We start from the raw sequence: 21,569 nt of genomic DNA, 5'->3' as shown, positions 1-21,569 counted from the left end.
CCTCCCCCGTCCAGGGCGTGCCTCAGGGACTGGCCGTCTACCAGAACGGCATCCGCATCAACGAGGCCTTCGGCGACGTCGTCAACTTCGACCTGATCCCGCCGCAGGCCATCCAGCGCATCGACGTGGTCACCGGCAACCCCGTCTTCGGCCTCAACGCCATCGGCGGCGCGGTCAACATCCAGATGAAGAACGGCTTCACCTGGCAGGGCACCGAGATCTCGGCCTGGGGCGGCTCGGACGGCCGCACCGCCGGCTACCTCGAATACGGCAAGGTGGCGGACAACTGGAGCTTCTACTTCACCGGCGACGGGCTGAACGACCGCGGCTGGCGCTACGAGAACCCGAGCACGATCGGCCGGCTATATGCGGATCTGGGCTACCGCTCGCAGGATTCCGAGTTCCACCTGATCGGCCTGGCCGCCCGCAGCTTCTACGGGGCGGCGGCCGCGACGCCGGTGGACTTCACCCATGTCGATCCGCGGGCGATCTTCACGTCCCCGCAGACGCAGACCACGCAGGTCGGCTCGCTTCAGCTCACCGGCAGGGTCGATATCTCGCCGACCTGGGATCTCGCCGGCAACGCCTATTACCGGCGCTTCAGCGAGCGCTACGTCGACGGCAACGACGGCAATTTCGAGCAGTGCAGCTCGCGCTCGAGTTTTCGCGGCTTCCTCTGCTACGAGGATGACGGCTTCAGCCCGTCGGCCGGCCAGTCGCAGAACGCGTTCCGCAACCAGTTCCTGCTGCTCGGGCAGCAGAACCAGCGCATCCCGTTCCGCGCGCGCATCCCCTATGGGACGATCGACACCACGCAGACGGAATCGCAGGGCTATGGCGGCTCGCTCCAGGCAGCCAACCGCGATCGCATCTTCGGCCTGCCCAACACCTTCGTCATCGGCGGCAGCGTCGATGCAGCGGATTACTCGTTCAAGTCGTCGAGCACCCTCGGCGTGATCAACCCGAACCTCTCGATCACGACCGACCCGAACAACCCGTATTACGGCACCATTCCCGGTCTCGGCACGCCCTACCTCCGGACGGCCGGCGCGCTCGGCATCGCCCCCAGTTCGGTGCAGGGCTCGAACCTGTATCTCGGGCTCTACGCCACCGACACGCTGGACCTCACCGACCGCCTGTCGCTCACCGCCGGCTTCCGCCTGAACTACGCGCATATCCGGTCGGTCGATCAGACCGGCTTCTCGCCGGATGTGACGGGTACGCACGAATTCACTAAGGTGAACCCGCTGGCGGGCCTGACCTACCAGTTCGACCCGGCGCTCAACCTCTACGGCAGCTACTCCGAGTCGAACCGCGCCCCGACGCCCCTCGAACTCGCCTGCGCCAACCCCGACCGGCCATGCCTGCTGCCGAACTCACTGGTGGCCGATCCGCCGCTCAAGCAGGTCACCGGGCAGACCTACGAGGTCGGCTTCCGCGGCGTGATCCCGAGCTTCCTCTCGGGCGGCGCCCTGACCTACAAGGCCGGCGTGTTCCGCACCGACCTGACCAACGACATCATCCAGGTGGCGGTGGCCGGCAACGCGGCGCGGGCCTACTTCGTGAACGTGCCCTCAACCCGGCGGCAGGGCATCGAGGTGAGCGCCGAGTACGTCGTCACCCCGGACCTGTTGGTCTACGCCAACTACGCCCTGATCGACGCCACCTTCCAGTTCAACCAGACGCTGTCCTCGCCCAACAACCCCTTCGCCGATGACGGGGCGATCGATGTCCGCAAGGGCAACAAGATCCCGCTGATCCCGGATCACCAGATCAAGGCTGGGTTCGAGTACAACATCACCCCGAACTGGCGCTTCGGCCTCAACGTCTCGGCGTTCTCCTCGTCCTACTTCCGCGGCGACGAGTCGAACCTGAACCGCAAGCTGCCCGCCTACTACGTGATGAACTTCACAACGAAGTATCAGGTCACCAAGAACCTGGAGATCTTCGGGCTCATCACCAACCTCACCAACAACCGCTACGCCACGTTCGGCACCTTCGCCGAGCCCGGGGCGATCGCGGGCAACCTGTCGATCAACGATCCGCGGACCACGACCCTGGCGCAGCCGCTCTCGGTCTACGCGGGACTGACCTACCGGTTCGGTGCCGATCCCGTGCCGATGGCGCCGGAGCCGGTCATCCGCAAGTACTGACCGGTCCGCGAAACGAGCGGGCGCCTCCCGCGGCTTTCGGGCCGCGCGGGGCGCCCGTTCCGCGTCGGAGGGCGGACATGCGGCCTCCTGTCTCGGGAACGGGCTGGTGCGCCCGGAGTCTCCTGGGTGACTCGTGCTGGTGTGGATACCCTGTCGGGATCTCTTTGCCGGGCGGACCCTGCTACTCGGAGACCTGTCCTGATGATGTTTCGTTTCGCCGTCGCAGCCCTGGCGCTCGCCGCAGCCACGCCCGCCCTTGCGACACCGTGCGCCGACGAGGTCAGCACCCTGCAACGGCGGCTCGACAGCGCCGGCGCGGCCTCAGTGACGGGCAAGACCCCGCCCGGTGGCGTGACGTCCTCGGACTCGCCGAAGGCCCTCGACAAGCCGCCGGCTTTGACCAAAGCGGACGCCGCCGTGAAGCCGACCGCCTCGGGCGTCGAGGAGGCCAAGAAGTTGGTCGCCAAAGCGGGTGAGCAGGACAAGGCCGGCGACGCCCAAGGCTGCCGCGATACGATCATGAAGGCTAAAGAGAAGGCTGGCGCCCTGCCGTAACGGTTGCGACCCGGCTCATCCGACAGATACACCGCCCCGGCCGAAGCATGGCCGGGGCGGCATGCCGTCAAAAGCTCAGTAGGCGTTCTCGGTCTTGAGCAGCGCGAAGGGCGTTGTCAGCAGGATCTGAAGGTCGAGCAGGACCGACCAATTCTCGATGTAGTGGAGGTCGTGCTCGACGCGGCGCTGGAGCTTCTCCGAGGTATCGGTCTCGCCGCGCCAGCCGTTCACCTGCGCCCAACCGGTGATGCCGGGCTTGACCTTGTGCCGGGCGAAATAGCCATCGACCACCTGATCGTACAGCGTGTTGGCCGCCTTCGCCTGCAGCGCGTGCGGCCGCGGCCCGACGAGCGAGAGATCGCCCTTCAACACATTGAACAGCTGCGGCAGCTCATCGAGCGACGTCTTGCGAATGAACCGGCCCACCGGCGTCACGCGCGGGTCACCGCGGGTCACCATCCGGGCCGCGCCGGCATCGCATTGATCGACATACATCGAGCGGAACTTGTAGACCTCGATCAACTCGTTGTTGAAGCCGTGGCGCTTCTGGCGGAACAGGATCGGGCCGCGCGAGGTGAACCGCACCGCGAGCGCCACCGCCACGAGGACGGGCGACAGGGCGAGCAGCATCATCAGACCGACGCAGCGGTCGAAGAGCGCCTTAACCACCACATCCCAATCGGCAATCGGCTTGTCGAACACGTCGAGCACCGGCACCGAGCCGAGATACGAGTAGCTGCGCGGCCGAAGGCGCAGCTTGGCCGCGTGGGCGGACAGGCGGATATCGATCGGCAGCACCCAGAGCTTGGCCAACATCTGCAGGATACGGCCCTCGGCGGTGATCGGGATGGTGAAGACGATCAGATCGAGCCGCGCATGGCGGGCATAGGCCACGAGATCATTCACATTGCCGAGCTTCGGATGCCCCGCCACCACATCGGAGGATCGGTCGGTGTTGCGGTCGTCGAAGACACCGACGATGCGGATCCCGCTGTCGCCCTGTGTCTCCAGGGCAGCGATCAGATCCTCCGCGGGCTTACCGCCGCCGACGATCGCCGTGCGCCGGTCGAACCGGCCGGCGCGGGTCTGCGCATCGATGATCCGGTACAGGATGAAGCGGCCGATCAGGAGCGCGGCGAGTCCGGAACCGTAGAAGGTCGCAAGCCACAGCCGTGAGTAGTGGTCGGCCACCTTGGCAAACACCAAGCCGGCCGCAATCATCAGGAAGGTCAGCGTCCAGACCGTACTCAGCCGGATCGCCGTCCTGAAGAAGGACCGGAAGGCGGCGATCCGATAGCCGCCAGAGATCTGCGTCAGGGCCACCGTGGTCAGCGCGACGATCGCGATCGCACTGGCATAGGTCATCCCGAAGGGAACACGGCCGTGCAGCATCAGCAGGTGAAGCAGCGCGCCGAGCCCGAAGATCAGGATGCATTCGAGGGCCCGAACCAGACCGGCCACGACGACGGGGGAGATCGCCGCACGATCGGGATGCATCGCTCCGGCGAGGGGCGCCGGTCCGCCGCCGCGCGAGGTCCGCTGCGCTTCGAGGGGACCAGCCGCCTCCAAGAGATCGCGAATATCGAACGCACTCATCAGACGGCTCCTCCGGCGCCAGCCAGCGAACAATTCATTTTCAGCTTGGCATGAGGCATTGTCAGAAGACTTAAGGGCTCGTCGTTGACGAGGGTTTGCACCGATCACGCCGTGCGTGTGCCGACGATCTCCGGCGCCCCGACAGCACGGCGGCCCGTACGGGCGTGGAACGCAGCGGCGTAGCCCGAGATCACCTCGCTCCCCATGCGATCCAGGGAAAAGCGCTGCCGCAACGACGCGCTGAGCGCGCGGACACGGGCGTCGAGCACCTCCGGCGCGTCGTCCAGCACGCGTCGGATGCCAGCGGCGAGGGCCGCCGGGTCCTGTGACGGGACGAGGTCACCGGCAGCGTCGCCAAAGATCTCCGGGATCCCACCAACCCGGGTCGCGACGAGGGGCTGCGCAGCGGCGGCTGCCTCCAGGACCACGTAGGGCAGGGATTCCGCCAGGGAGGGAACCACCAGGATCCGGCCCCGTGCCAGCACCGTCCGGATCGCCTGCGGCGGCTCGAACGACACGGAACCAGCGAGGCCGAGCCGGTCGACATTGGCGCGCAGGATATCGGCGTCCGGTCCGGACCCGACCATCAGCAGGCGCAGCGCCCGGCCCTCCGCGCGCAACTGGACCAAAGCTTCGAGCAGATAGGGGAGGCCCTTGGCCTCCCGGAGTTCGCCGACATACAGCAGGTCGAACGGGTCTTCGGCGCGCTCGAGCGGCATGAATTCATGCTCGGCGATGCCGTTGTGGACGATGCGGGTGACCCGCTCGGAACCGCCCACGAAGGTCCGGTGCCGTCCGGCGACATACTCGCTTTCGAACAGGAAGGCGTCGGTCCGGCGCGCCAGGACGGCCTCGGCACCCATGTAAAGCCGATGGAGTGGCGTGCCCGGCCGGTAATTGTAGCTTCCGCCATGCGGCGTGTAGGCCCGGATGGCCCGGCTTCCCATAGCGAGCCGAGCATAGACGCCGCCCTTTGCCCCGTGCCCGTGCAGGACGTCCGCGCCGACAGCGACAGCACGTCCGCTGACCGTTCTCAGGCAGGACCAATCGGACCGGTGCGGGTTGCGCCTCATCGGGATTCGCAGGAGGCCAAGTTCGAGGCTCGGCAGAAGGTCGGCGAGCGCCCGCTCGCCCCGCTCGCCGCCCGTCGTCGAATCGCAGATGATGCCGACGGCATGTCCGGCCGCGGCCTGGAGCCGGGCAAGGTCCATCACGTGGCGGAACAGCCCGCCCACCGGTGCCCGGAAGATATGCAGGATCCGATAACGCTGAGGGGTTCGGGCCTCGTTCGACTTGGCGACCACGGTATCGCTCCCGGTGAAAACTGTCCCGGGATAAGTGCTGCACCAGTGGTCGCGGGTCCATTAATCGCCGCTCATGGACTACATGCTTTTCAAGAAGAGGGTAAGCGAAGTTTTACTTTACTGAAAACAAGTCATGTCATCGAAACGCCGTTGAGACTCGCCCAGATGGTGCCATAGTGACAGGCCGTGGCAGCGAGCACGAAGGCGTGCCATATCGCGTTCTGGAACGGCAGCGTCCGCCAGATGTGGAACACGACGCCGATCGAATAGAGAGCCCCGCCGATTGCGAGGAGCCAGAGCGCCGTCGGCTGGAGGCTCGCGATCACCGACTCGTACGCCAACAGGCCGCTCCAGCCCAGTGTCAGGTAAAGGCCGATGGAGAGGCGGTCGAATCGCCCTGGCAGCAACAGTTTCACGGCGATGCCGATGAGGGCGACGGCCCAGATCACCGCCAGCAGCGCATAGGCGCGCGGGCCGGACCCGACCAGGGCCACGAGCGGCGTGTAGGTGCCCGCAATCATCAGGTAGATCAGGGCGTGGTCGGCCCGGCGCAGCAGCCATTTGCGCGGGCTGACCGGATAGAGATTGTACAGGGCCGAAACGCCGAGCATCAGCACGAGGGCGGTTGCGTAGACGACGACCGCGACCCGTTCGCCCAGGCCAAGATGCGACGTGACCGCCGTCGTCACCAGCGCGACAGCGCCGGCGAGCCCGAGGACGACGCCGAGCCCATGGATTACGCCATCTGCCACGATCTCCCGCGGCGTATAATGCCACGTCAGAGAGAGCGGGCGACCATCCTCCGCGAGAGACATCTTTGAGCCTCCTGCAACGCGTGAAGCTTAAAGCTTGAGAAGTCTTGATCGTTCCCTGTGCAGAGTGCGGAGACGGAGTTGTCCAAAGGAATCTGTTAGGCGGTTACAGACCTCACGCGAAGCATCAGCCATGCCGCATTACACGCAAGGCTAGATCCCGCGCCCGGCAAGCCCCTCAAATCCGATAGGCGGGCGCTCAGTCGCGGCATGTGGACGACTTTGAGGGCGATTGACGCCTGTGCTCAGTCGGGCATGGACGGTTGCCATCGTGAGCACCGCCATGGCCAGAACCTGGTGAGCGAGCGCCGCCCAGAGCGGAACCGCCAGCAGCAGCGTTGCGATGCCAAGTGCAGCCTGCGCGAGCGCCAGAGTGGCAACGCCCGCTGCCCGGCCGAACGCACCCGATGGGCCGGCGAGCCGGGCGTCGAAGGCATGCAGGAGCGCCACGAGGATAACGAGGTAGGCCGTAACCCGGTGGTCGAACTGGACGAGGGCGTGGTTATCCACGAAGTTCTCGATCCAGGGGCGGATAGCGAAGAGCGTCTCGGAGGGCGGCACGAGGACGCCGTCCATGGTTGGCCACGTATTGAAGACGAGCCCGGCATGCGAACCGGCGACGAGGCCGCCGAGGAAGATTTGCACGAGAACCAGCACCGGCAGCAGGACCGCAGTCGCGCGCAGACGCAGCGGCGCGGGTTCTAGGCCGCCGGCCCGCTCTCCTGCCGCTAGCCAGACCAGACCGGCGAGGATCAGGCTCGCCGTTGTCAGATGCAGGGCAAGCTTCAGCGGTGCCACCGCGGTCATGCCGGGCTGGAGTCCGGAAGCGACCATGATCCAGCCGATGGCGCCCTGCAGGCCCCCCAACACCCCGAGACCCAGGAGTCCCAAGCCGAGGCGGCGGCTGATCCGGCCCTGCCACCAGAAGACGATGAGCGGCAGGAAGAAAACGAAGCCGATCAGCCGGCCGAGCAGCCGATGCCCCCATTCCCAGCCGTACAGGACCTTGAAGGCCGAAAGCCCCATCCCCTGGTTAAGAATGCTGTATTGCGGCGTATCCTTGTATTTGGCGAATTCGGCGGCCCAATCGGCCTCCGAGAGGGGCGGTATCGCGCCGGTAACGGGCCGCCATTCGGTGATCGACAGCCCCGATCCCGTCAGCCGCGTGGCGCCGCCGACCGCCACCATGGCGACCACCAGGGCTGCAACCACGTAGAGCCACGTCCGCACCGCGCCCGATCGCCGATCGCCTGCGCCTGTCATCCGCATACGCATCCCTTCCACCCGGGCCGAGGATGCTCCGGGTCCTCCCCGGGGTTAAAAGATGCGCGCCGCCGCAGCAATGTCAGCAGCGCCGCAGGGCGCGTCGGCCCGCGCGTTGCCAAGCGCGGGGCCGGACGATAGCCCTCAAACGGTAGGCTTGCCGTACCACCATCACGAGACGCCATGCGCCGCCGCACCCGCACCCTGATCGGCACCCTCGCGATCCTGGCCTTCGTCTGCGTCTACGGACCTCTCGCCATGACTCTGGCCGACAGCCGCATCTCGGAGGCGCCCGCAGCGCTGCAGGCCGTGATCTACTCGATCCTGGGCATCGCCTGGATCTTTCCGCTCATGCCGCTGATCCGATGGATGGAGCGCCCGGATCGCTGACGCAAACCCTCGATTTCGCCGCACTCGGGGCGCAGAAGCCCGCCGACCGTATCCGAGATCTCCGCGTCGTGCTCCTGCCGCCCATGCGCCTCAAGCCTCTGGCTGCCCTCATCATCCTGCTCGCGCCCCTTCCCGCCATGGCCCAGGGCACACCGCGGTCGATCGGCGAGTGCGAGCGGTTGAAGAACGATCTGGCCTACAATCAGTGTTTGGCGATGTTCGGTCCCGCGGCCAAGAACGTGGCCGGCGGTTTCGCGTCGGCTGATCCGGCCTCGATTCCCGCTGCCGCAATGGCGGAGTCGATCCCGCAAGTCGAGGAGACCGCCGAGGCCGGCGCCACCGGCCGACGGCGCTATCGCGGGCATCGCGGTCGGCAATACGCGTCGTTCTCCACCGGCTATCGCCACAGGCGGCGCCGGTAGAATCTGGGCTGGATCTGCCCGGAGGCGGAGACCCTTTAGGCGACGTTGAGGCGCCGACCGCGGTTCCAGGCAAGGAACGGCACGCCGGAGAGCAGGGCCGCCAAAGCCGTCCGCGATTGATGGCAGCCATTGATCGAGACGCGGGGCAGGGCATGGAGGTGGCCGGCATGGCCGCCGAAGAGGTGACCGGGTCGGGTCGTCACCGCGGTGGCGAAACCCAGCGACTGCGCCAGCGCAAATTCGCGCGCCCCCGCCGAGCCCGGATCACCGACCGGATAGGACAGATGTCTCACGGACTGGTCGAGTTCATTCTCGATCCGCGCTCGCCCATCCGCGATCTCACGGGCGGCGACCTCCGGGGCGTGTTTGGCCAGCATCGGATGACTCACCGTATGCGCGCCGATCGTGACGGTGGGGTCACGCCCGAGCGCGCGCAGCTCCTCCCAGGTCAGGCAGAGCTCGGACGCGACCCGTCCCGGCGGAAAGCCCGCCTGTCGACAGAGGTCGGCGATCCGGGCCAGGAGGTCTGCTTCTCCGCCTCCGCGCAGATCGCGGTACAGGGCATCGAAGGCGAGCGCCTTCTCCCCGGGGCTGCGCGCCGGCAGATCGACGCTGCGCGACCCGATGTTGACCCGAACCCGCTCGAGCCGCGCGATCGCCCGTTCCAACTCGATCCACCAGAGGCGGCCGGTCTGGTCGGCGAAGGCGCTGGTCACGAATAGCGTCCAGGGAACGCCGTGACGGGCCAGGACTGGTCGCGCGTGGGCGACATTGTCCCGATAGCCGTCATCAAAGGTCAGCACCGCGAAGGGCGGCCCGTAATCCGGTTCGGCCAAGCGCTCGGGCACGGAGTCGAGGCCGATCACCTCAAACCCCCGGGCGTCGAGCTCCTGCAGCGTCAGGTCCAGGAAATCGGGCGTAATCGACAGGAGCCGGTTCGGCGCAAAGGCCGGCACCGGATCCGGACTGACATGGTGAAAGGTGAGGATGACGCCGAGGCCCCGGGAGGCCGGGCCGAGCCATCGATCCGCCCCGAGGGCCTGGATCGCGCGGAATCCGCTCGCGAAGACCCGATGCTTGGTGCGCGCCGACAGCATGGCCCTGAAACCGATCCGGCCCTGACGGCCCGCGGGCATCACCCTGCCCGTGACGCAGTAAACAAATTCACAAGCTGCTGACAGCCGCGCGGTGGGCCAGCAATATTACATTAGCCACAGCACAGTTTTGAACGTCGACCGGCGGGTTCAACAGCGCTTGCAGCCTGTTGAAGTCACGACCTGTTCAGTGACAGGAACCGATGATCGACGCTCGACAGGCGACCGAGTGCGGTCCGGCGGGGAATTGGGTCGATGGCGCTCGGCATACAGGCAGCGGGTATGGATCGGGTCGATGCGCCGACGGAAACCATGCTCGACGCGGAGATCGTCCGGGATCCGACGGCAGCCGAGGTCCTGTGGCGCCGGATGGAGGCCGATCCGGCCAGCCTCCAGACACCCTATCAGCGCTACGACTGGACCATCGCTTACCTGCGCGCGAGCGGCCAGATGGAGAGCAGCCGGGTCGCCATCCTCCGGGACCGGGGTGGTCGACCTCAAATCCTCCTGCCACTGACCCTGCAGCGGGAATACGGCCTGCGCGTCGCTCGGACGGTCGGCGACACCCACGCGAACTATCACATGCCGCTCTTCGCCAGCCGTGACGCGGCAGCGATACCGGCCCGCGACATCGCCGGCGCGCTCATTCGCGCCGGGCGTTCTAGCGACATCGACGCCTATGCGCTGCGCCATCAACCCCGGATCTGGGATGGATCCGTGAATCCGCTCGCCGCCCGTGGCGCGGCCGAGGCCAGCGACGCTTACGGGCTCACCCTCGACCCCGATCCGGAGACGACCCTCCGGCGCGTGTTCAGCGCCGACGCCCGCAAGAAGTTGCGTTCCAAGGAGAAGCGCCTGATCGAGGCGCATGGCCCGATCGCTTACCGTCGCGCCGAGACGCCGGAGGAGGCAGTTCGCTTCCTGTCCGCCTTCTATGCGCACAAGGCCGCGCGGTTTGCCGGGATGGGCGTCGCCGATCCTTACGCCGATCCATCGATCCGCGACTTCCTCACGGCCGCCGCCGACGGTGAAAACCCGGCCGTAGAGATCCATGCCCTTTGCCTCGCCGGGAGCGGGCGGGTGTTGGCGACCTTCGGCGGCGCGGTCAGCGCACAGCGCTACAGCGGCATGATGACCGCGTTCGATCCTGACCCCGTGATCGCCCGCTACAGCCCGGGCGACCTGCTGCTGCAACATCTGGTGCGCGATCAGGCGGCACGTGGGAGGCTCGGCTTCGACCTCGGGGTCGGCGAGGCCCGCTACAAGGCCAGCATCTGCGACGAGACCATCAGCCTCGTCGAGTCCATCATTCCGGTCACCCTGGCGGGTCGAACCTACGGCGCGATCCGGCAGGGTATCGTGCGCACCAAACGGCGGATCAAGCGAGACCCGCGCTTATTCGCGGCGCTCCAGCGGCTGCGGAAGCTGCGCGGGGTCTGACGGTCACGCGGCGTTCAGGCGAAGCTGCGCGTCGAAGGTGCTCCCGGCCGGGCTGTCCTGCGCGACCACGATCTGCCCGGCACCCGCCTCCTGGACGACGGCGTAGAGGTCGGCGAGCGCAGGATCCTCGGCGGACGCGTTCGACGCAATGATCACCGTATCCATGTAGCCGGCCGTGAGTTCCAGGAGATCGACGGCCCCCGCGGCGGCGTGCAGGTGGCAGACGACCCAGTCGTAGGCCTCTGCCATCGCCTCGAAGGTCAGGGTCAGCGCGTCCTCCTCGTCGAACAGCACCGTTGTGGCGCGGCGTCCGGCTTCGATTCGATGCAGAGCGCTGCCGCGTTCGGCCTGGATCACGTCGAGGAAGGCCGCCCCGCCGGCAACCAGATCGGTGAACCCCAGCGTGCCGTCGGCGCGGCCGGCGTTCAACGAGACCGAGACGAGGCTTCCGGCGGCGCCGAGGGCGCGGGTGAGGGCGGACGACAAACCCGGAACGCCATTCGCCACATCGGTCTCCACGATCAGAATCCGGCGGCCGGCCGGGGCGTCGGAGGCCCGCGGGGCGGCGGTGATCCGCGCGATCAGCGGGGCGAGGTCGAAGGCCTGGGCCGCTTGCGCGGGCGCCGGGGCGGGCGGCACGACGGCCGTGGCGGTCTCGGTCGGCTGCGTCCAGCCGGCTGGCGGCATGGCCTCCGGGAAAGCAAAGAGCGGCCGCTCCAGGACCGGCTCCTGACGCTGACGGTCCTGCGCCGCCTCGAAGGCATTGTCTCGCACCGCCGCGTTCCGAGCCGATTCGGCCAGCAGCGCCCGGGCGATGACCGCGCCGATCGCAAGCATCAGCGTCAGCAGCGTCGCAAAGGCGACGATCGGCAGCTTCTTCGGGAAGGACGGTACTTCCGGCGTGACAGCGCGGGAGACGATGCGGGCATCGGCGGGGGTCGCAGCCTCGCCGTCGCGGGCTGCTGCCTCGCGATAACGGGACAGGTAGGATTCGAGCTGCTCGCGCTGAGCCTTCGCTTCGCGTTCCAGGGCGCGGAGCTGGATCTCGCTGGAATTGCCGCGGACGACGACGTCCTGCTGCCCATCCACCGCGGCTTGGAGGCTCTCGACCCGGGCATCCGCGATCTTGGCGTCGTTGTCCATCGTGCGGACGATGCGCTCGGCCGATGTCTTGATCTGCGCGTCGAGATCCTCGAGCTGCGCCTTCAGCTCCTTGATGCGCGGATGCGCCGGCAGGAGCGTCCGGGATTCCAGGGCGAGTTGCGCCCGCACCGCGATGCGATTGTCAACGATGCGCCGGACGACCTCGTTGTTGGCGACATCCGGGATCTCGAAGGCCCGCCCGTCCTTGATCAGGTCCTTGATGGCCTTCACCTTGCCCACGAGATCCGCCTTGAGGATCCGGGCGGCGGAAAGCTGGCTGGAGAGTTCCCCGAGTTGCTGGGCGTTGAGCGGACGGCCGCTGGCGCCGGAACTGCTCACCAAGCCGTTCTTGGCCCGGAAGGCTTCGACCTTCGCCTCGGCCTCGGCGACGCGCTTGCGCAGCCCATCGATGTTGCCGCCGAGCCAAGTGGAGGCGTAGCGCGCCGTATCGACCTTATCGGCCTCCAGCGAGGCGATGTAGAGTTTCGCGATGGTGTTGGCGGCCTCGGCGGCGAGCGCCGCATCCTTGGCGCGGAACTCGATCGTCAGGATGCGCGACTTGCCCGCTGGATAGACCAGCAGATGCTCGAAATAGGCGTCGAGCACCCGATCCTCGGCCGGGCGGTCGAGGGGGTTGGCGCCGATGCCGAGCATCATGAGCAGCCGCTGGACCGGGCCGATGCTGCCGGCGCCGGGATCGAATTCCGCGTTGCCGACGAGTTTCAGGCGCCGGATCGCCTCGCGCGCGAGATCACGCGACATGACGACCTGCACCTGGCTCGCCACCGCCTGCTCGTCGATCGGCGCGAGCTGCTCGCCGCGGTCCTGCGCGGTCCGGGCGAAGGCCGGGTCCCGGCTTTCCAGGAGCAGCTTCGCTTCGCCGGTATAGCGCGGGCTCACCACGTTCACGAAAACGGTCGCTCCGAGGGCGACGACCAGCGTCGGCCCGACGATCCAGCCGAGGGAGCGCCGCAGGAGGCGCGGCACCTCAGCGAGGCCGAGGCCCTCCTGAGCGCCGGGCACCGTCCCGGGCAGGGCTTCGATCGAGCGTTGACGAATACGGGACATGCGGACGCTCTGGGCGCGGGGGCAGACCGGCAGCACGTAGAGCCGCCCGGCAGCTATTAGCGGATATTAAGGTTGCTCAAGAGTTAAAGCGAAAGGTTGCTGGCCTAACCGCTGGCCAGCTGATCTCGATCAGACTTCGTTAACCTTAACAGCCTAACCCAAGCTGCAACCTCATCCATGACGGCGATGGTGATGAACCGGCGCGCTCTTCTGCTCTCCCTCGGCACCACCCTCGCGCTCGGCGGCTGCCTGCGTCCGACCTTCCGGACCGACCAGCTCGACGCCACCGGCACCGGTTCGATCGCCGCGCGCTACACCCTCGCGGCAGGTGACAAGCTGCGGGTGATCGTATTCGGTCAGGACAACCTGTCGAACATATACGCGGTCGATGGGGCCGGACGGATCGCGATGCCGCTGATCGGCGTCGTGCAGGTCGGCGGCCAAACGACCGGCCAGGCGGCGCGGTCGATCGAGGCCAAGCTCGCCTCTGGCTTCGTCCGCGAGCCGCACGTGACGGTCGAAGTGGACGCGTACCGACCGTTCTACATCCTCGGCGAGGTCACGACCTCCGGTCAGTATCCCTTCGTGAACGGCATGACGGTCGAGACCGCGGTCGCGATCGCGGCAGGCTTCGGACCGCGTGCCGCCCGGGATTACGCAGTCCTCACCCGCGATACGGGCGGCGGCAAACTCGTCTCCGGTATCGTGCCGATGACCTACTCGGTCCGGCCCGGCGACACGATCGTGGTTAAGGAGCGGTTCTTCTAAGCCGTCGCCTCACTGAGCGCTCTGCCACGGGTTGATCACCCGCATGGCCGTCTTCTGCTCGGGGATCGGCGTGACGTTCGACGGGACCGCATCCTTGGCCCGGGTCATCATGCGTCGCGCTTCCTGGGCAGGCCGTACGCCGACCGGGGTGAACAATCCGGCCAGGACCTTGCGCGTCCCCTTGCTGACGTAGCGGGAACTCTGCACCGGCTCGAAATCCCGGAGCGCATGACGTTTATCGGGATCGCCAGCGAAGACCTTCGCACCCGTATTCAGCACCACGATATCGCCGGGTTGCAGCGTCTCGTCCTTCATCAGCGCCGCGGTCGCCCCGGCCGTCATGTCGAGCGGGGTTTGACGCGGGGACAACTCGCGCTCCTTCACCCGGATCTTGACCGGCAGGGCCGCATAGCGGGTCTGGAAGCGCCGACGCGCCGCCCCGAGGCGCGGCGTGTGACGCGCGGACGGCGCGTCGTAGGCCGGAGCGGGTTGCGGTTGCATCTGCTGGGGCGCGGGACGTGCGCCGAACAGCATCTCGAGGAAGCCCAACTCGGCCGCATCGACGCGGGACACCGTCCCGAAGACAAAACCTGCGGCGGCGACGACCAGCAGCGTGCGGCCCGTGTGAAGACCCATGGCGTCCCCCGGAAACGACGCCCGACACGAGCATCCGATCTTCAACTGCAAGCTGTGCGGGCCGGTTCCCCCAGCGTATCGCTGTGCAGAGCCAGAACCGAAAACAGATTGGATGTGCAGTAGAGCCGCCGCGGGCAGCAAGATAGCCTAGGCGACATCAATCCTGTGGGCGAGATCGACGCGTTCGTCAGGCTGGGGCAGACTGCTCACCCTCACCGATGCAATCGAGGGCACGCTCGACGGCGCTGACGGCATCGAGCAGGTGCTGGACCGTCTGTTCGACCTCGCGGGCCGGACGTCCCATCGCGGCGGCGCGCGCGCTCACATCCTCGAGCTGCTCCAGCAGGGTGAGGAGGTCACCGGCCACCGTCACGACTTCGCAGCGGGCGAGGCGCGGGACCGACGGGCGCGGACGGAAGGGCAAGACATTGGTCATCGCCGAGGGTTGTCGCCCGAAAGGACCCGGATTCGCCAGAGGGTTGGGGCGCCGCTCAACACGATTGGCGTCGATTCTCCGCCGGAAAGCCGGGCTGTGGTGGATTTTCCGTGGCCGATGCGCATCGGAGGCGGCGGATCCGGTTTACAGGTCGCGGCGGATCTTGACGGATCCTGTTCCGCCCTGACCATGCCCCGCTCGCCCCGCGTCCGGTCCCGTCCGCGCGAGAACCCATCAACCGCCGATCCGGCGCCCGTCAGGATCCATCATGCGTGTAACTCTGTTCGCGATCGCCGTGCTGACGGTCGGCGGCCTGTGCGCCTGCGCCACCGAAGGGCCCGATTCCCGCAGCGGCCTTGCCGAGAGCTTCAACCTCGATAACTACCGCGCCTCCAGCAACACCAACGGCACGCAGACCCGGCGGGACGTGAACCGGGCCTACACGCAGCCGACCCTGCCGACGATCGGCAATCGCGGCATGTAAGCGCTCAGCGCTTGGCCAGCGCGTCCGCGAACGTGGTGATGCGGTTGCGGGCGTAGACCGGCAGGCCGGCGCTGATCGAGGTGCCGGTGTTGAAACTCGAATTGCCCATCAGCACCTGCGCGGGCAGCAGGTTCTTCAGGACCGGCACGCGCGCATACTCGGCTTTCCGATCGAGCACGTCGCCCTTGATGGCGAGCGCCATGTAGGCGGTGACGACAGTCCTACCCGGGTCGTTCGGCATCGGCTGGAACACCGCCAGGAACTTGCCGAAGCGCAGGATCTGGTTGACCCAGAAGATCGTCTGCTCCAGCCCGCCGGTGACGGGCGTGTCGATCTTGGTCAGTGCCCGCAGCGGACCGTCCTGGTCGGGCCCGAGCACGCGCAGCTCGCTCTGGAACGAGACGTATTCGGCGATCTTCTTGGCCGAACCATCCTCCAGCTTGTTGGCGAGCTTCACGCCGAGCGGCAGTTTGCCCTCCAGATCGTAGCGGGATTCGATGCAGGCGCCGGCGCCCTGGCACCACGGCCGGTCGGGCCGCTTGGCGAAGGCCGCCGCCGGATCCTTGTTCGGCGTCACGTCGGCGACCGAGAGGGCGCGGTGCTTGATCGCTGGATCCATCTTCTGGACGAAGGCGAGGTTGGCGAAGGACGCCGCGTCGATCGATTCGGGCGGACGCGGGATCACGAAGCGCCCCTCGGCCACGTAGATCTTGAGCGTCTCGTGCCGCGGCTTGGTCACGCCGTTCACCGTGACGGTGTAGTCCGGCTCCTTATAGCCCGGATAGGGCGCGAGCACTGCCGCCTCAGCCGGACGAGTCTTCTGCCAGTCGAGATACGGGATCAGCCCGTTTTCCGGTGTCGACGGCTTGTCGCGATGGTCGGTGAACAGGATCTGGCCCGGCTTGATCGTCGTCGGATCGACCGCCGCCACGGAGGGTACCTCCTTGATCCGCTCGGTGGCCGGCGGCGGGGCGGTATTGGCGGCGGGCGTCTGCGCGCGGGCCGGGATTGCAGCCGTCAGCGCGAACGCCAAGGCAGCAGGAACGAGGGCGGCAGGAAGCTGCGGTCGCAACGGGAGTCTCATCTCTCGGGGAGGGCGGTCAGAAGCCGGAATCTTCGCCGAACAGGTAGTCCGGATCGCGGCGGCGCGGCCTGCGTGCACCGTCATCCCCGAACGGCGAGCGCGCGGCCTGGCCCGGCCAAGGCCTGTAGGGGTCCTGACCGCCGGGATCCAGATCGCCCTGCGCACGGCGGCTGCGCGGCGGCGGGCGATCATTGAACGGATCGAGCAGGTCCTCGGGCGGACGTTCGCCGGTCATGGCGCCGGCATAGTCGCCCGCGACGCTCGCGCCGTCCTCGGCACCGCCGAGATCGCCGTCCTCCGCATCCGGCCGCATGGCGTAAAGCGTTTCGCGGGGCACGAGGCGGTACTGCGTGTCGGCCATCTTGCCGTCGCCGCTGGTGCGGAAATGCTCGATGAAGCCGCCGCCTGCGACCCGGACGCCGCTGCGCGGATCGATGGCGAGGTCGGCGATGAAGGGTCGGGCCTCGGGGGAGGGCCCCCGGAGGGGCGTCTTCGGCACGCCGTTGGCCCAGGCCGCCTGCAGGATCGCCGAGGCGATCGGGACCGAGACGTGGCCGCCGGTCTGGCCGCGCCCGAGGGTCTTCCGGCTACCGTCGGCGTTGTCGTAGCCGACCCAGACCACAACCGTGATCTCGTTGGTGAAGCCCGCGAACCACGCGTCGTTCTCGTTCTCCGAGGTGCCGGTCTTGCCGGCCACGTAGGCCGAGACCTTCGACAGCGCCGCCGCGGTGCCGTGCTGGGTCACGCCCTGGAGCATGGTCTTGAGCTGATAGAACGCCACCCGGTCGGCCGATCCGATGCGGACCGGTTCCCGGGGCGCGTGCGTGTAGAGCGCCTTGCCGTCCCGCTCGACCGATTCGAGCGCGTAGGGCGCAGGCCGGGCGCCCTCGTTGGCCACCGCCGCGTAGAACGCCGCGAGGTCGAGCATGCGCACCGGCTGGGCCCCGAGGACGAACGGGTAGTAAGGCTCGCATTCGGCGTAGATCTGCGCTTCGAGGGCGATGTCGCAGACGCGCTTCAGGCTCGCCGGGGCCTTCGGGGCGATCCCCCCCTGGAGCAGGCGGGCGGTCACGAGGTTCTTCGAGAATTCGAGGCCGCGCCGGAGCGTCGTGGGGCCGGAGCCGCCACCCTCGTAGTTCTTCGGCGACCAGGAATCCCCGGTCCCGTTGATCGGCGGCAGGGTGACGGCGGAATCCATCACGAGGGTGTTGGGCTGCAACCCCGCATTGAGGGCTGCGAGGTAGGTCAGCGGCTTCAGGGTCGAGCCCGGTTGGCGCACCGTCTGCGTGACGCGGTTGAGCTGGCTCAGCGGATAGGAGAAGCCGCCGGACATCGCCAGGATGCGGCCGGTCTGATTGTCCATGACCAGGGCAGCACCCTGAACGGTCGGACGCACGCGGATCTGGGCGCGTGGGCCGCCCTTGCCCTGCGTGAGCTTCACCCGCACCACGTCGTAGAGTTGCAGCTTGCCGCGGGCTATACCCGCATCGAGGGAAGCTGTGCGGCCATCCGCAAGGCCGACCTTGATGCCGCTCCGGCCTGTTTCCAGCACGATCGCCATCGGCCAGCGGACATCGTAGAGGACCGGCCGGGCACTCTCCAGTGCCAGCAGCCAAGCTGGTTTCCGCGCAGGCGTCGCGACGGCTTTCTCGGCCCGGAGCATCCGGGCATCCGGCTTGATCGCATCCGCCCGGGCGCCGGTGACGGCCGGGGCCGCCTGGGGTGAGCCCTCCGGCGCCGGCGTCGCGGCCTGGATGCGGCGGACGCTGTCGGCGAGGTTGAGTTCCGGCCCTGTGAATGTCTGGCGCCCGGTGCCGCGCTCGTAAGCGGCGAGCCCGTCCTGCAAGGCCTCCTCGACCGCCCGTTGCAGGCCGGCATTGATCGTCGAGCGCACCGTGAGCGAACCAGCGGTGAGCGAATCGACGCCCGCGAAGGTGCGCGCCTCCCGGTTGAGGAAATCGACCACATAGAAACCGGAATCGCGCCGCGAGACCTCGATCGGCTTCAGGCCGAGATCGGCCTTGATCGCGGCATTCATCTCGGCTTCCGTGATCGTGCCCTCGTCCTTCAGGCGGGAGAGCACGTAGGCGCGGCGCTCCCGCGCCCGGTCCGGGTATTTGTCCGGGCTGTAGAAGTTCGGCCCCTTGGGCATGCCGGCCAGCAAAGCCGCCTCCGGCAAGCTGAGCTGGCCGACCGGCTTCCCGAAATAGCTCTCGGAGGCCATCTCGATGCCGTAGGCGCCACGGCCGAGATAGATGCCGTTGAGGTAGAGACCGAGGATCTGCGGCTTGGTGAGGATTCGCTCCAGCCGCGAAGCCACGATCATCTCGCGGATCTTGCGCTCGTACGTGACATCATCCCCGACCGACAGGTTCTTGACCACCTGCTGGGTGATGGTCGATCCGCCCGCCGGCCGACCCGGCGAGGCGAGATTGCCGATGAAGGCGCGGATCACGCCGCGCTCGTCGATGCCGTGATGGCTTTCGAACCGCTTGTCTTCGGCGGCAATGAACGCCTTCTGCACGAGCGGCGGGACCGCCGAGATCGGTACGACGATGCGCCGGCCGTTGGGCTCGGAGGCCTCCGCGAAGGGTTTGCCGGCGCCGTCGAGGATTCGGGTCATGCCCGGCAGGGCCTTGTCGCGCAGAGCCTCGGCGCTCGGAAGATCCTTGGTGGCGTTGTCGTAGAACTCGATCACCGCCTTCGCATCGAAGGGGGAGTTCGGCGGGTTCTCGCCCTTGCAGAATTGCTTGTAGCTGACGTTCAGCTCGTTGATGTCGAGCCCGTGCAGAATCTTGGGCGCGCCTGGCCCGGCGACGCTCGACGGATCCTCCATGGCGGTGGAGATCAGGTCGTCGAGATTGATGTCCTCGATGTCGAAGCTCTTGCGCATGTGCGCGCAGCCGTCGCGCAGCAGGCGCACCACCTCAGGCCCGTCTGTGGCCGGATCGAATCGGGTCCGCACCGCGTCCGGCCGGGTGGTGACCTGGCTCAGCGTCAGGGCGGTCGCGAACAGCTTGATCAGGATGGCGTTCATGCGGGCCGGGTTCGGGGACGCAACAGGTGGACCCGGATCGTCCGGGTGCGTGCCCGACAGGGCGTGCACAACGCGGCTCTTTTATGGACGCGGCGAACGGCAACGCTTTTGCTCGGCCCCACGTTCTGAAGCCGTGATGACGCCGGGGACCGCATGATCACCGACCTCTGGTACAAGAACGCCGTCATCTACTGCCTCTCCGTCGGCACCTTCATGGATGCGAACGGCGACGGCGTCGGCGACTTCGCCGGACTGGAGCGCCGGCTCGACTACATCCAGGGGCTGGGCGCCACCGCGATCTGGCTGATGCCGTTCCAGCCCTCGCCCAAGAAGGATGGCGGATACGACATCTCGGACTATTACGGCGTCGACCCCGCCTACGGCTCGCTCGGCGATTTCGTGGCTTTCACGCATGCGGCCAAGCAGCGGGGCCTGCGCGTGCTCATCGACCTCGTGGTCAACCACACCTCCGACCAGCATCCCTGGTTCCAGGCTGCCCGCTCCGACCCGAACTCACCCTACCGGGACTGGTATGTCTGGTCGGACAAGCGGCCCTCCAGCGCTGACGAGGGCATGGTCTTCCCGGGCGTGCAGGACACGACCTGGACCTACGATGCGAAGGCCCAGGCCTGGTACTTCCACCGGTTCTTCAACTTCCAGCCCGATCTGAACACCGCCAACCCCGCGGTGCTGGCCGAGATCCTGAAGATCATGGGCTTCTGGATCCAACTCGGCGTCTCGGGCTTCCGGATGGATGCGGTGCCCTTCGTCATCGCCGAGAAGGGCGCCGATGTCGGCGGCAAGCCGCGCGAGCAATTCGACATGCTGCGCGATTTCCGCGAGTTTCTGCAATGGCGCCAGGGCGATGCGATCATCCTGGCCGAGGCCAACATCCTGCCGAACCAGGATTTCGACTATTTCGGCGACGATGCCGACCGCATGCACATGATGTTCAACTTCCAGGTCAATCAGGCGACCTTCTACGCCCTGGCGGGCCATGACGCACGGCCTCTGGTGAAAGCGATCGGGAAGACCAAGCCGCGCCCGCTCTCGTGCCAATGGGGCATCTTCCTCCGGAACCACGATGAGCTCGACCTCGGCCGGCTCACGGAGGCGCAGCGGCAGGCGGTGTTCGCGGAGTTCGGCCCGGAGAAGCGCATGCAGCTCTACGACCGAGGCATCCGGCGCCGCTTCGCCCCGATGCTGGCTGGCGACCCGCGGCGGATCCGGCTTGCCTACTCGCTGATGTTCACCCTGCCGGGGACACCGGTGCTGCGCTACGGCGACGAGATCGGGATGGGCGACGATCTCGCGCTGAAGGAGCGCGACTGCGCCCGCACGCCGATGCAGTGGACCGGTGAGCGTCAGGGCGGCTTCTCGCAGGCAGATACCACCGTGCTGCCGGTGATCGACCACGGGCCCTATGGCTACGCCCATGTCAACGTCGCCGACCAGCGCCACGAGCAGGACTCGCTGCTCAACTGGATGCAGAGCATCATCCGGCAGCGCAAGGAGACCCCGGAGATCGGCTGGGGCGACGTCGTCCCGGTGCCGACGGGCAAGAACTCGGTGCTGGCCCTGCGCTACGAATGGCGCGGCAACGCGGTGCTGTGCGTGCACAACCTTGCAGCGGAGCCGGTGGAGATCGCCCTCGAATCCGGCAGCCCGGATCGTGAGCACGACGTGCTGGTCGACGTGCTCACCGGAGCGCGGAGCGATATCCGAGAGGACGGCACGCATTGCGTGTTTCTCGAAGGCTACGGCTACCACTGGTTCAGAGTCGGTGGGCTCGACGCGCTGCTGAAGCGCCGCCCGGCCTGAGGGCGGTCGATTACGCCTCGCGCTCATCCGGCCGAACCGATAGGACAGGTCAGAGCGAGGTGG

18 protein-coding genes are annotated in these 21,569 nt (G+C 67.4%); 8 read left to right on the top strand and 10 right to left on the bottom strand.

The features are described from left to right. Positions 1-2,153, top strand: a 2,153-nt coding sequence (locus tag BLQ49_RS05195; RefSeq protein WP_091713935.1) for a TonB-dependent receptor, incomplete at its 5' end; no start/stop codon positions are given. Between the two features lie 201 nt (positions 2,154-2,354). Then, positions 2,355-2,708 (top strand): hypothetical protein, encoded by a 354-nt coding sequence (locus tag BLQ49_RS05190; RefSeq protein ID WP_091713859.1) that lies wholly within the window; start codon positions 2,355-2,357, stop codon positions 2,706-2,708. Between the two features lie 75 nt (positions 2,709-2,783). Here the strand turns inward: BLQ49_RS05190 and BLQ49_RS05185 are convergent, their stop codons facing one another. The 4 genes from BLQ49_RS05185 to BLQ49_RS05170 all read right to left on the bottom strand — a co-directional run bounded on the left by BLQ49_RS05185 (position 2,784) and on the right by BLQ49_RS05170 (position 7,689). Next, on the bottom strand, positions 2,784-4,304 hold the full coding sequence (locus BLQ49_RS05185; protein ID WP_091713857.1) for an undecaprenyl-phosphate glucose phosphotransferase: 1,521 nt from the start codon (positions 4,302-4,304) through the stop codon (positions 2,784-2,786). A 104-nt stretch (positions 4,305-4,408) separates the two neighbouring features. Further along, entirely contained in the window at positions 4,409-5,608 is a 1,200-nt protein-coding gene (locus tag BLQ49_RS05180; RefSeq protein ID WP_091713856.1) for a glycosyltransferase family 4 protein, read from the bottom strand. 131 nt (positions 5,609-5,739) lie between these two features. Then, positions 5,740-6,423 carry a PAQR family membrane homeostasis protein TrhA gene (trhA, locus tag BLQ49_RS05175; RefSeq protein ID WP_091713854.1) on the bottom strand — a complete coding sequence of 228 codons (684 nt, stop codon included), beginning with the start codon at positions 6,421-6,423 and terminating at the stop codon, positions 5,740-5,742. 150 nt (positions 6,424-6,573) lie between these two features. Continuing rightward, positions 6,574-7,689 carry a COX15/CtaA family protein gene (locus BLQ49_RS05170; protein ID WP_091713852.1) on the bottom strand — a complete coding sequence of 372 codons (1,116 nt, stop codon included), beginning with the start codon at positions 7,687-7,689 and terminating at the stop codon, positions 6,574-6,576. A 177-nt stretch (positions 7,690-7,866) separates the two neighbouring features. Between BLQ49_RS05170 and BLQ49_RS05165 the strand changes: the two genes are divergently transcribed. Both BLQ49_RS05165 and BLQ49_RS05160 read left to right on the top strand, forming a co-directional pair. Then, complete coding sequence (locus BLQ49_RS05165) at positions 7,867-8,073, top strand: DUF2842 domain-containing protein (protein WP_091713850.1); 207 nt, start codon at positions 7,867-7,869, stop codon at positions 8,071-8,073. An 83-nt stretch (positions 8,074-8,156) separates the two neighbouring features. Then, positions 8,157-8,495, top strand: coding sequence for a hypothetical protein (locus BLQ49_RS05160; RefSeq protein ID WP_091713934.1), 339 nt, complete (start codon positions 8,157-8,159; stop codon positions 8,493-8,495). A gap of 35 nt (positions 8,496-8,530) precedes the next feature. Here the strand turns inward: BLQ49_RS05160 and BLQ49_RS05155 are convergent, their stop codons facing one another. After that, positions 8,531-9,592: a polysaccharide deacetylase family protein gene (locus BLQ49_RS05155; protein ID WP_091713848.1), complete on the bottom strand. Its 1,062-nt coding sequence runs from the start codon at positions 9,590-9,592 to the stop codon at positions 8,531-8,533. 252 nt (positions 9,593-9,844) lie between these two features. On the opposite strand from BLQ49_RS05155, the gene BLQ49_RS05150 reads away from it, so the two are divergent. After that, on the top strand, positions 9,845-11,029 hold the full coding sequence (locus BLQ49_RS05150) for a GNAT family N-acetyltransferase (RefSeq protein ID WP_091713846.1): 1,185 nt from the start codon (positions 9,845-9,847) through the stop codon (positions 11,027-11,029). A gap of 3 nt (positions 11,030-11,032) precedes the next feature. Here the strand turns inward: BLQ49_RS05150 and BLQ49_RS05145 are convergent, their stop codons facing one another. After that, the gene (locus BLQ49_RS05145; protein ID WP_091713844.1) at positions 11,033-13,240 is read right to left on the bottom strand and encodes a GumC family protein; all 2,208 of its coding nucleotides are present in this window, start codon (positions 13,238-13,240) and stop codon (positions 11,033-11,035) included. Positions 13,241-13,426: 186 nt separating this feature from the next. On the opposite strand from BLQ49_RS05145, the gene BLQ49_RS05140 reads away from it, so the two are divergent. Continuing rightward, the gene (locus tag BLQ49_RS05140; RefSeq protein WP_167627634.1) at positions 13,427-14,008 is read left to right on the top strand and encodes a polysaccharide biosynthesis/export family protein; all 582 of its coding nucleotides are present in this window, start codon (positions 13,427-13,429) and stop codon (positions 14,006-14,008) included. A gap of 9 nt (positions 14,009-14,017) precedes the next feature. Here BLQ49_RS05140 and BLQ49_RS05135 read toward each other — a convergent pair whose 3' ends face one another. Together BLQ49_RS05135 and BLQ49_RS05130 are read right to left on the bottom strand one after the other, a co-directional pair. After that, complete coding sequence (locus BLQ49_RS05135) at positions 14,018-14,644, bottom strand: hypothetical protein (RefSeq protein ID WP_091713840.1); 627 nt, start codon at positions 14,642-14,644, stop codon at positions 14,018-14,020. A 187-nt stretch (positions 14,645-14,831) separates the two neighbouring features. Further along, positions 14,832-15,080 carry a hypothetical protein gene (locus BLQ49_RS05130; RefSeq protein WP_091713838.1) on the bottom strand — a complete coding sequence of 83 codons (249 nt, stop codon included), beginning with the start codon at positions 15,078-15,080 and terminating at the stop codon, positions 14,832-14,834. A gap of 268 nt (positions 15,081-15,348) precedes the next feature. Here BLQ49_RS05130 and BLQ49_RS05125 point away from each other — a divergent pair, with 268 nt between their 5' ends. Continuing rightward, positions 15,349-15,564, top strand: a complete 216-nt coding sequence (locus BLQ49_RS05125) for a hypothetical protein (RefSeq protein ID WP_091713837.1) — start codon at positions 15,349-15,351, stop codon at positions 15,562-15,564. Between the two features lie 4 nt (positions 15,565-15,568). Here the strand turns inward: BLQ49_RS05125 and BLQ49_RS05120 are convergent, their stop codons facing one another. Continuing rightward, on the bottom strand, positions 15,569-16,648 hold the full coding sequence (locus BLQ49_RS05120; RefSeq protein WP_091713835.1) for a hypothetical protein: 1,080 nt from the start codon (positions 16,646-16,648) through the stop codon (positions 15,569-15,571). A 16-nt stretch (positions 16,649-16,664) separates the two neighbouring features. Then, on the bottom strand, positions 16,665-19,685 hold the full coding sequence (locus BLQ49_RS05115) for a penicillin-binding protein 1A (RefSeq protein WP_091713833.1): 3,021 nt from the start codon (positions 19,683-19,685) through the stop codon (positions 16,665-16,667). Positions 19,686-19,838: 153 nt separating this feature from the next. On the opposite strand from BLQ49_RS05115, the gene BLQ49_RS05110 reads away from it, so the two are divergent. Next, positions 19,839-21,506, top strand: a complete 1,668-nt coding sequence (locus BLQ49_RS05110; protein WP_091713832.1) for an alpha-amylase family protein — start codon at positions 19,839-19,841, stop codon at positions 21,504-21,506. Positions 21,507-21,569: the final 63 nt, after the last annotated feature.

The sequence above is a fragment of the Methylobacterium phyllostachyos genome, assembly GCF_900103445.1.
Classification (GTDB): domain Bacteria; phylum Pseudomonadota; class Alphaproteobacteria; order Rhizobiales; family Beijerinckiaceae; genus Methylobacterium; species Methylobacterium phyllostachyos.
This window is presented reverse-complemented; position numbering and strand designations above follow the sequence as displayed.

Bases quoted from the DNA above. Each gene is read 5' to 3' on its own strand.
- BLQ49_RS05190 (WP_091713859.1), top strand. From the start codon at position 2,355: ATGATGTTTCGTTTCGCCGTCGCAGCCCTGGCGCTCGCCGCAGCCACG.
- BLQ49_RS05185 (WP_091713857.1), bottom strand. From the start codon at position 4,304: ATGAGTGCGTTCGATATTCGCGATCTCTTGGAGGCGGCTGGTCCCCTC.
- trhA (WP_091713854.1), bottom strand. From the start codon at position 6,423: ATGTCTCTCGCGGAGGATGGTCGCCCGCTCTCTCTGACGTGGCATTAT.
- BLQ49_RS05170 (WP_091713852.1), bottom strand. From the start codon at position 7,689: ATGCGGATGACAGGCGCAGGCGATCGGCGATCGGGCGCGGTGCGGACG.
- BLQ49_RS05165 (WP_091713850.1), top strand. From the start codon at position 7,867: ATGCGCCGCCGCACCCGCACCCTGATCGGCACCCTCGCGATCCTGGCC.
- BLQ49_RS05160 (WP_091713934.1), top strand. From the start codon at position 8,157: ATGCGCCTCAAGCCTCTGGCTGCCCTCATCATCCTGCTCGCGCCCCTT.
- BLQ49_RS05155 (WP_091713848.1), bottom strand. From the start codon at position 9,592: ATGCTGTCGGCGCGCACCAAGCATCGGGTCTTCGCGAGCGGATTCCGC.
- BLQ49_RS05150 (WP_091713846.1), top strand. From the start codon at position 9,845: ATGGCGCTCGGCATACAGGCAGCGGGTATGGATCGGGTCGATGCGCCG.
- BLQ49_RS05145 (WP_091713844.1), bottom strand. From the start codon at position 13,240: ATGTCCCGTATTCGTCAACGCTCGATCGAAGCCCTGCCCGGGACGGTG.
- BLQ49_RS05140 (WP_167627634.1), top strand. From the start codon at position 13,427: ATGGTGATGAACCGGCGCGCTCTTCTGCTCTCCCTCGGCACCACCCTC.
- BLQ49_RS05135 (WP_091713840.1), bottom strand. From the start codon at position 14,644: ATGGGTCTTCACACGGGCCGCACGCTGCTGGTCGTCGCCGCCGCAGGT.
- BLQ49_RS05130 (WP_091713838.1), bottom strand. From the start codon at position 15,080: ATGACCAATGTCTTGCCCTTCCGTCCGCGCCCGTCGGTCCCGCGCCTC.
- BLQ49_RS05125 (WP_091713837.1), top strand. From the start codon at position 15,349: ATGCGTGTAACTCTGTTCGCGATCGCCGTGCTGACGGTCGGCGGCCTG.
- BLQ49_RS05120 (WP_091713835.1), bottom strand. From the start codon at position 16,648: ATGAGACTCCCGTTGCGACCGCAGCTTCCTGCCGCCCTCGTTCCTGCT.
- BLQ49_RS05115 (WP_091713833.1), bottom strand. From the start codon at position 19,685: ATGAACGCCATCCTGATCAAGCTGTTCGCGACCGCCCTGACGCTGAGC.
- BLQ49_RS05110 (WP_091713832.1), top strand. From the start codon at position 19,839: ATGATCACCGACCTCTGGTACAAGAACGCCGTCATCTACTGCCTCTCC.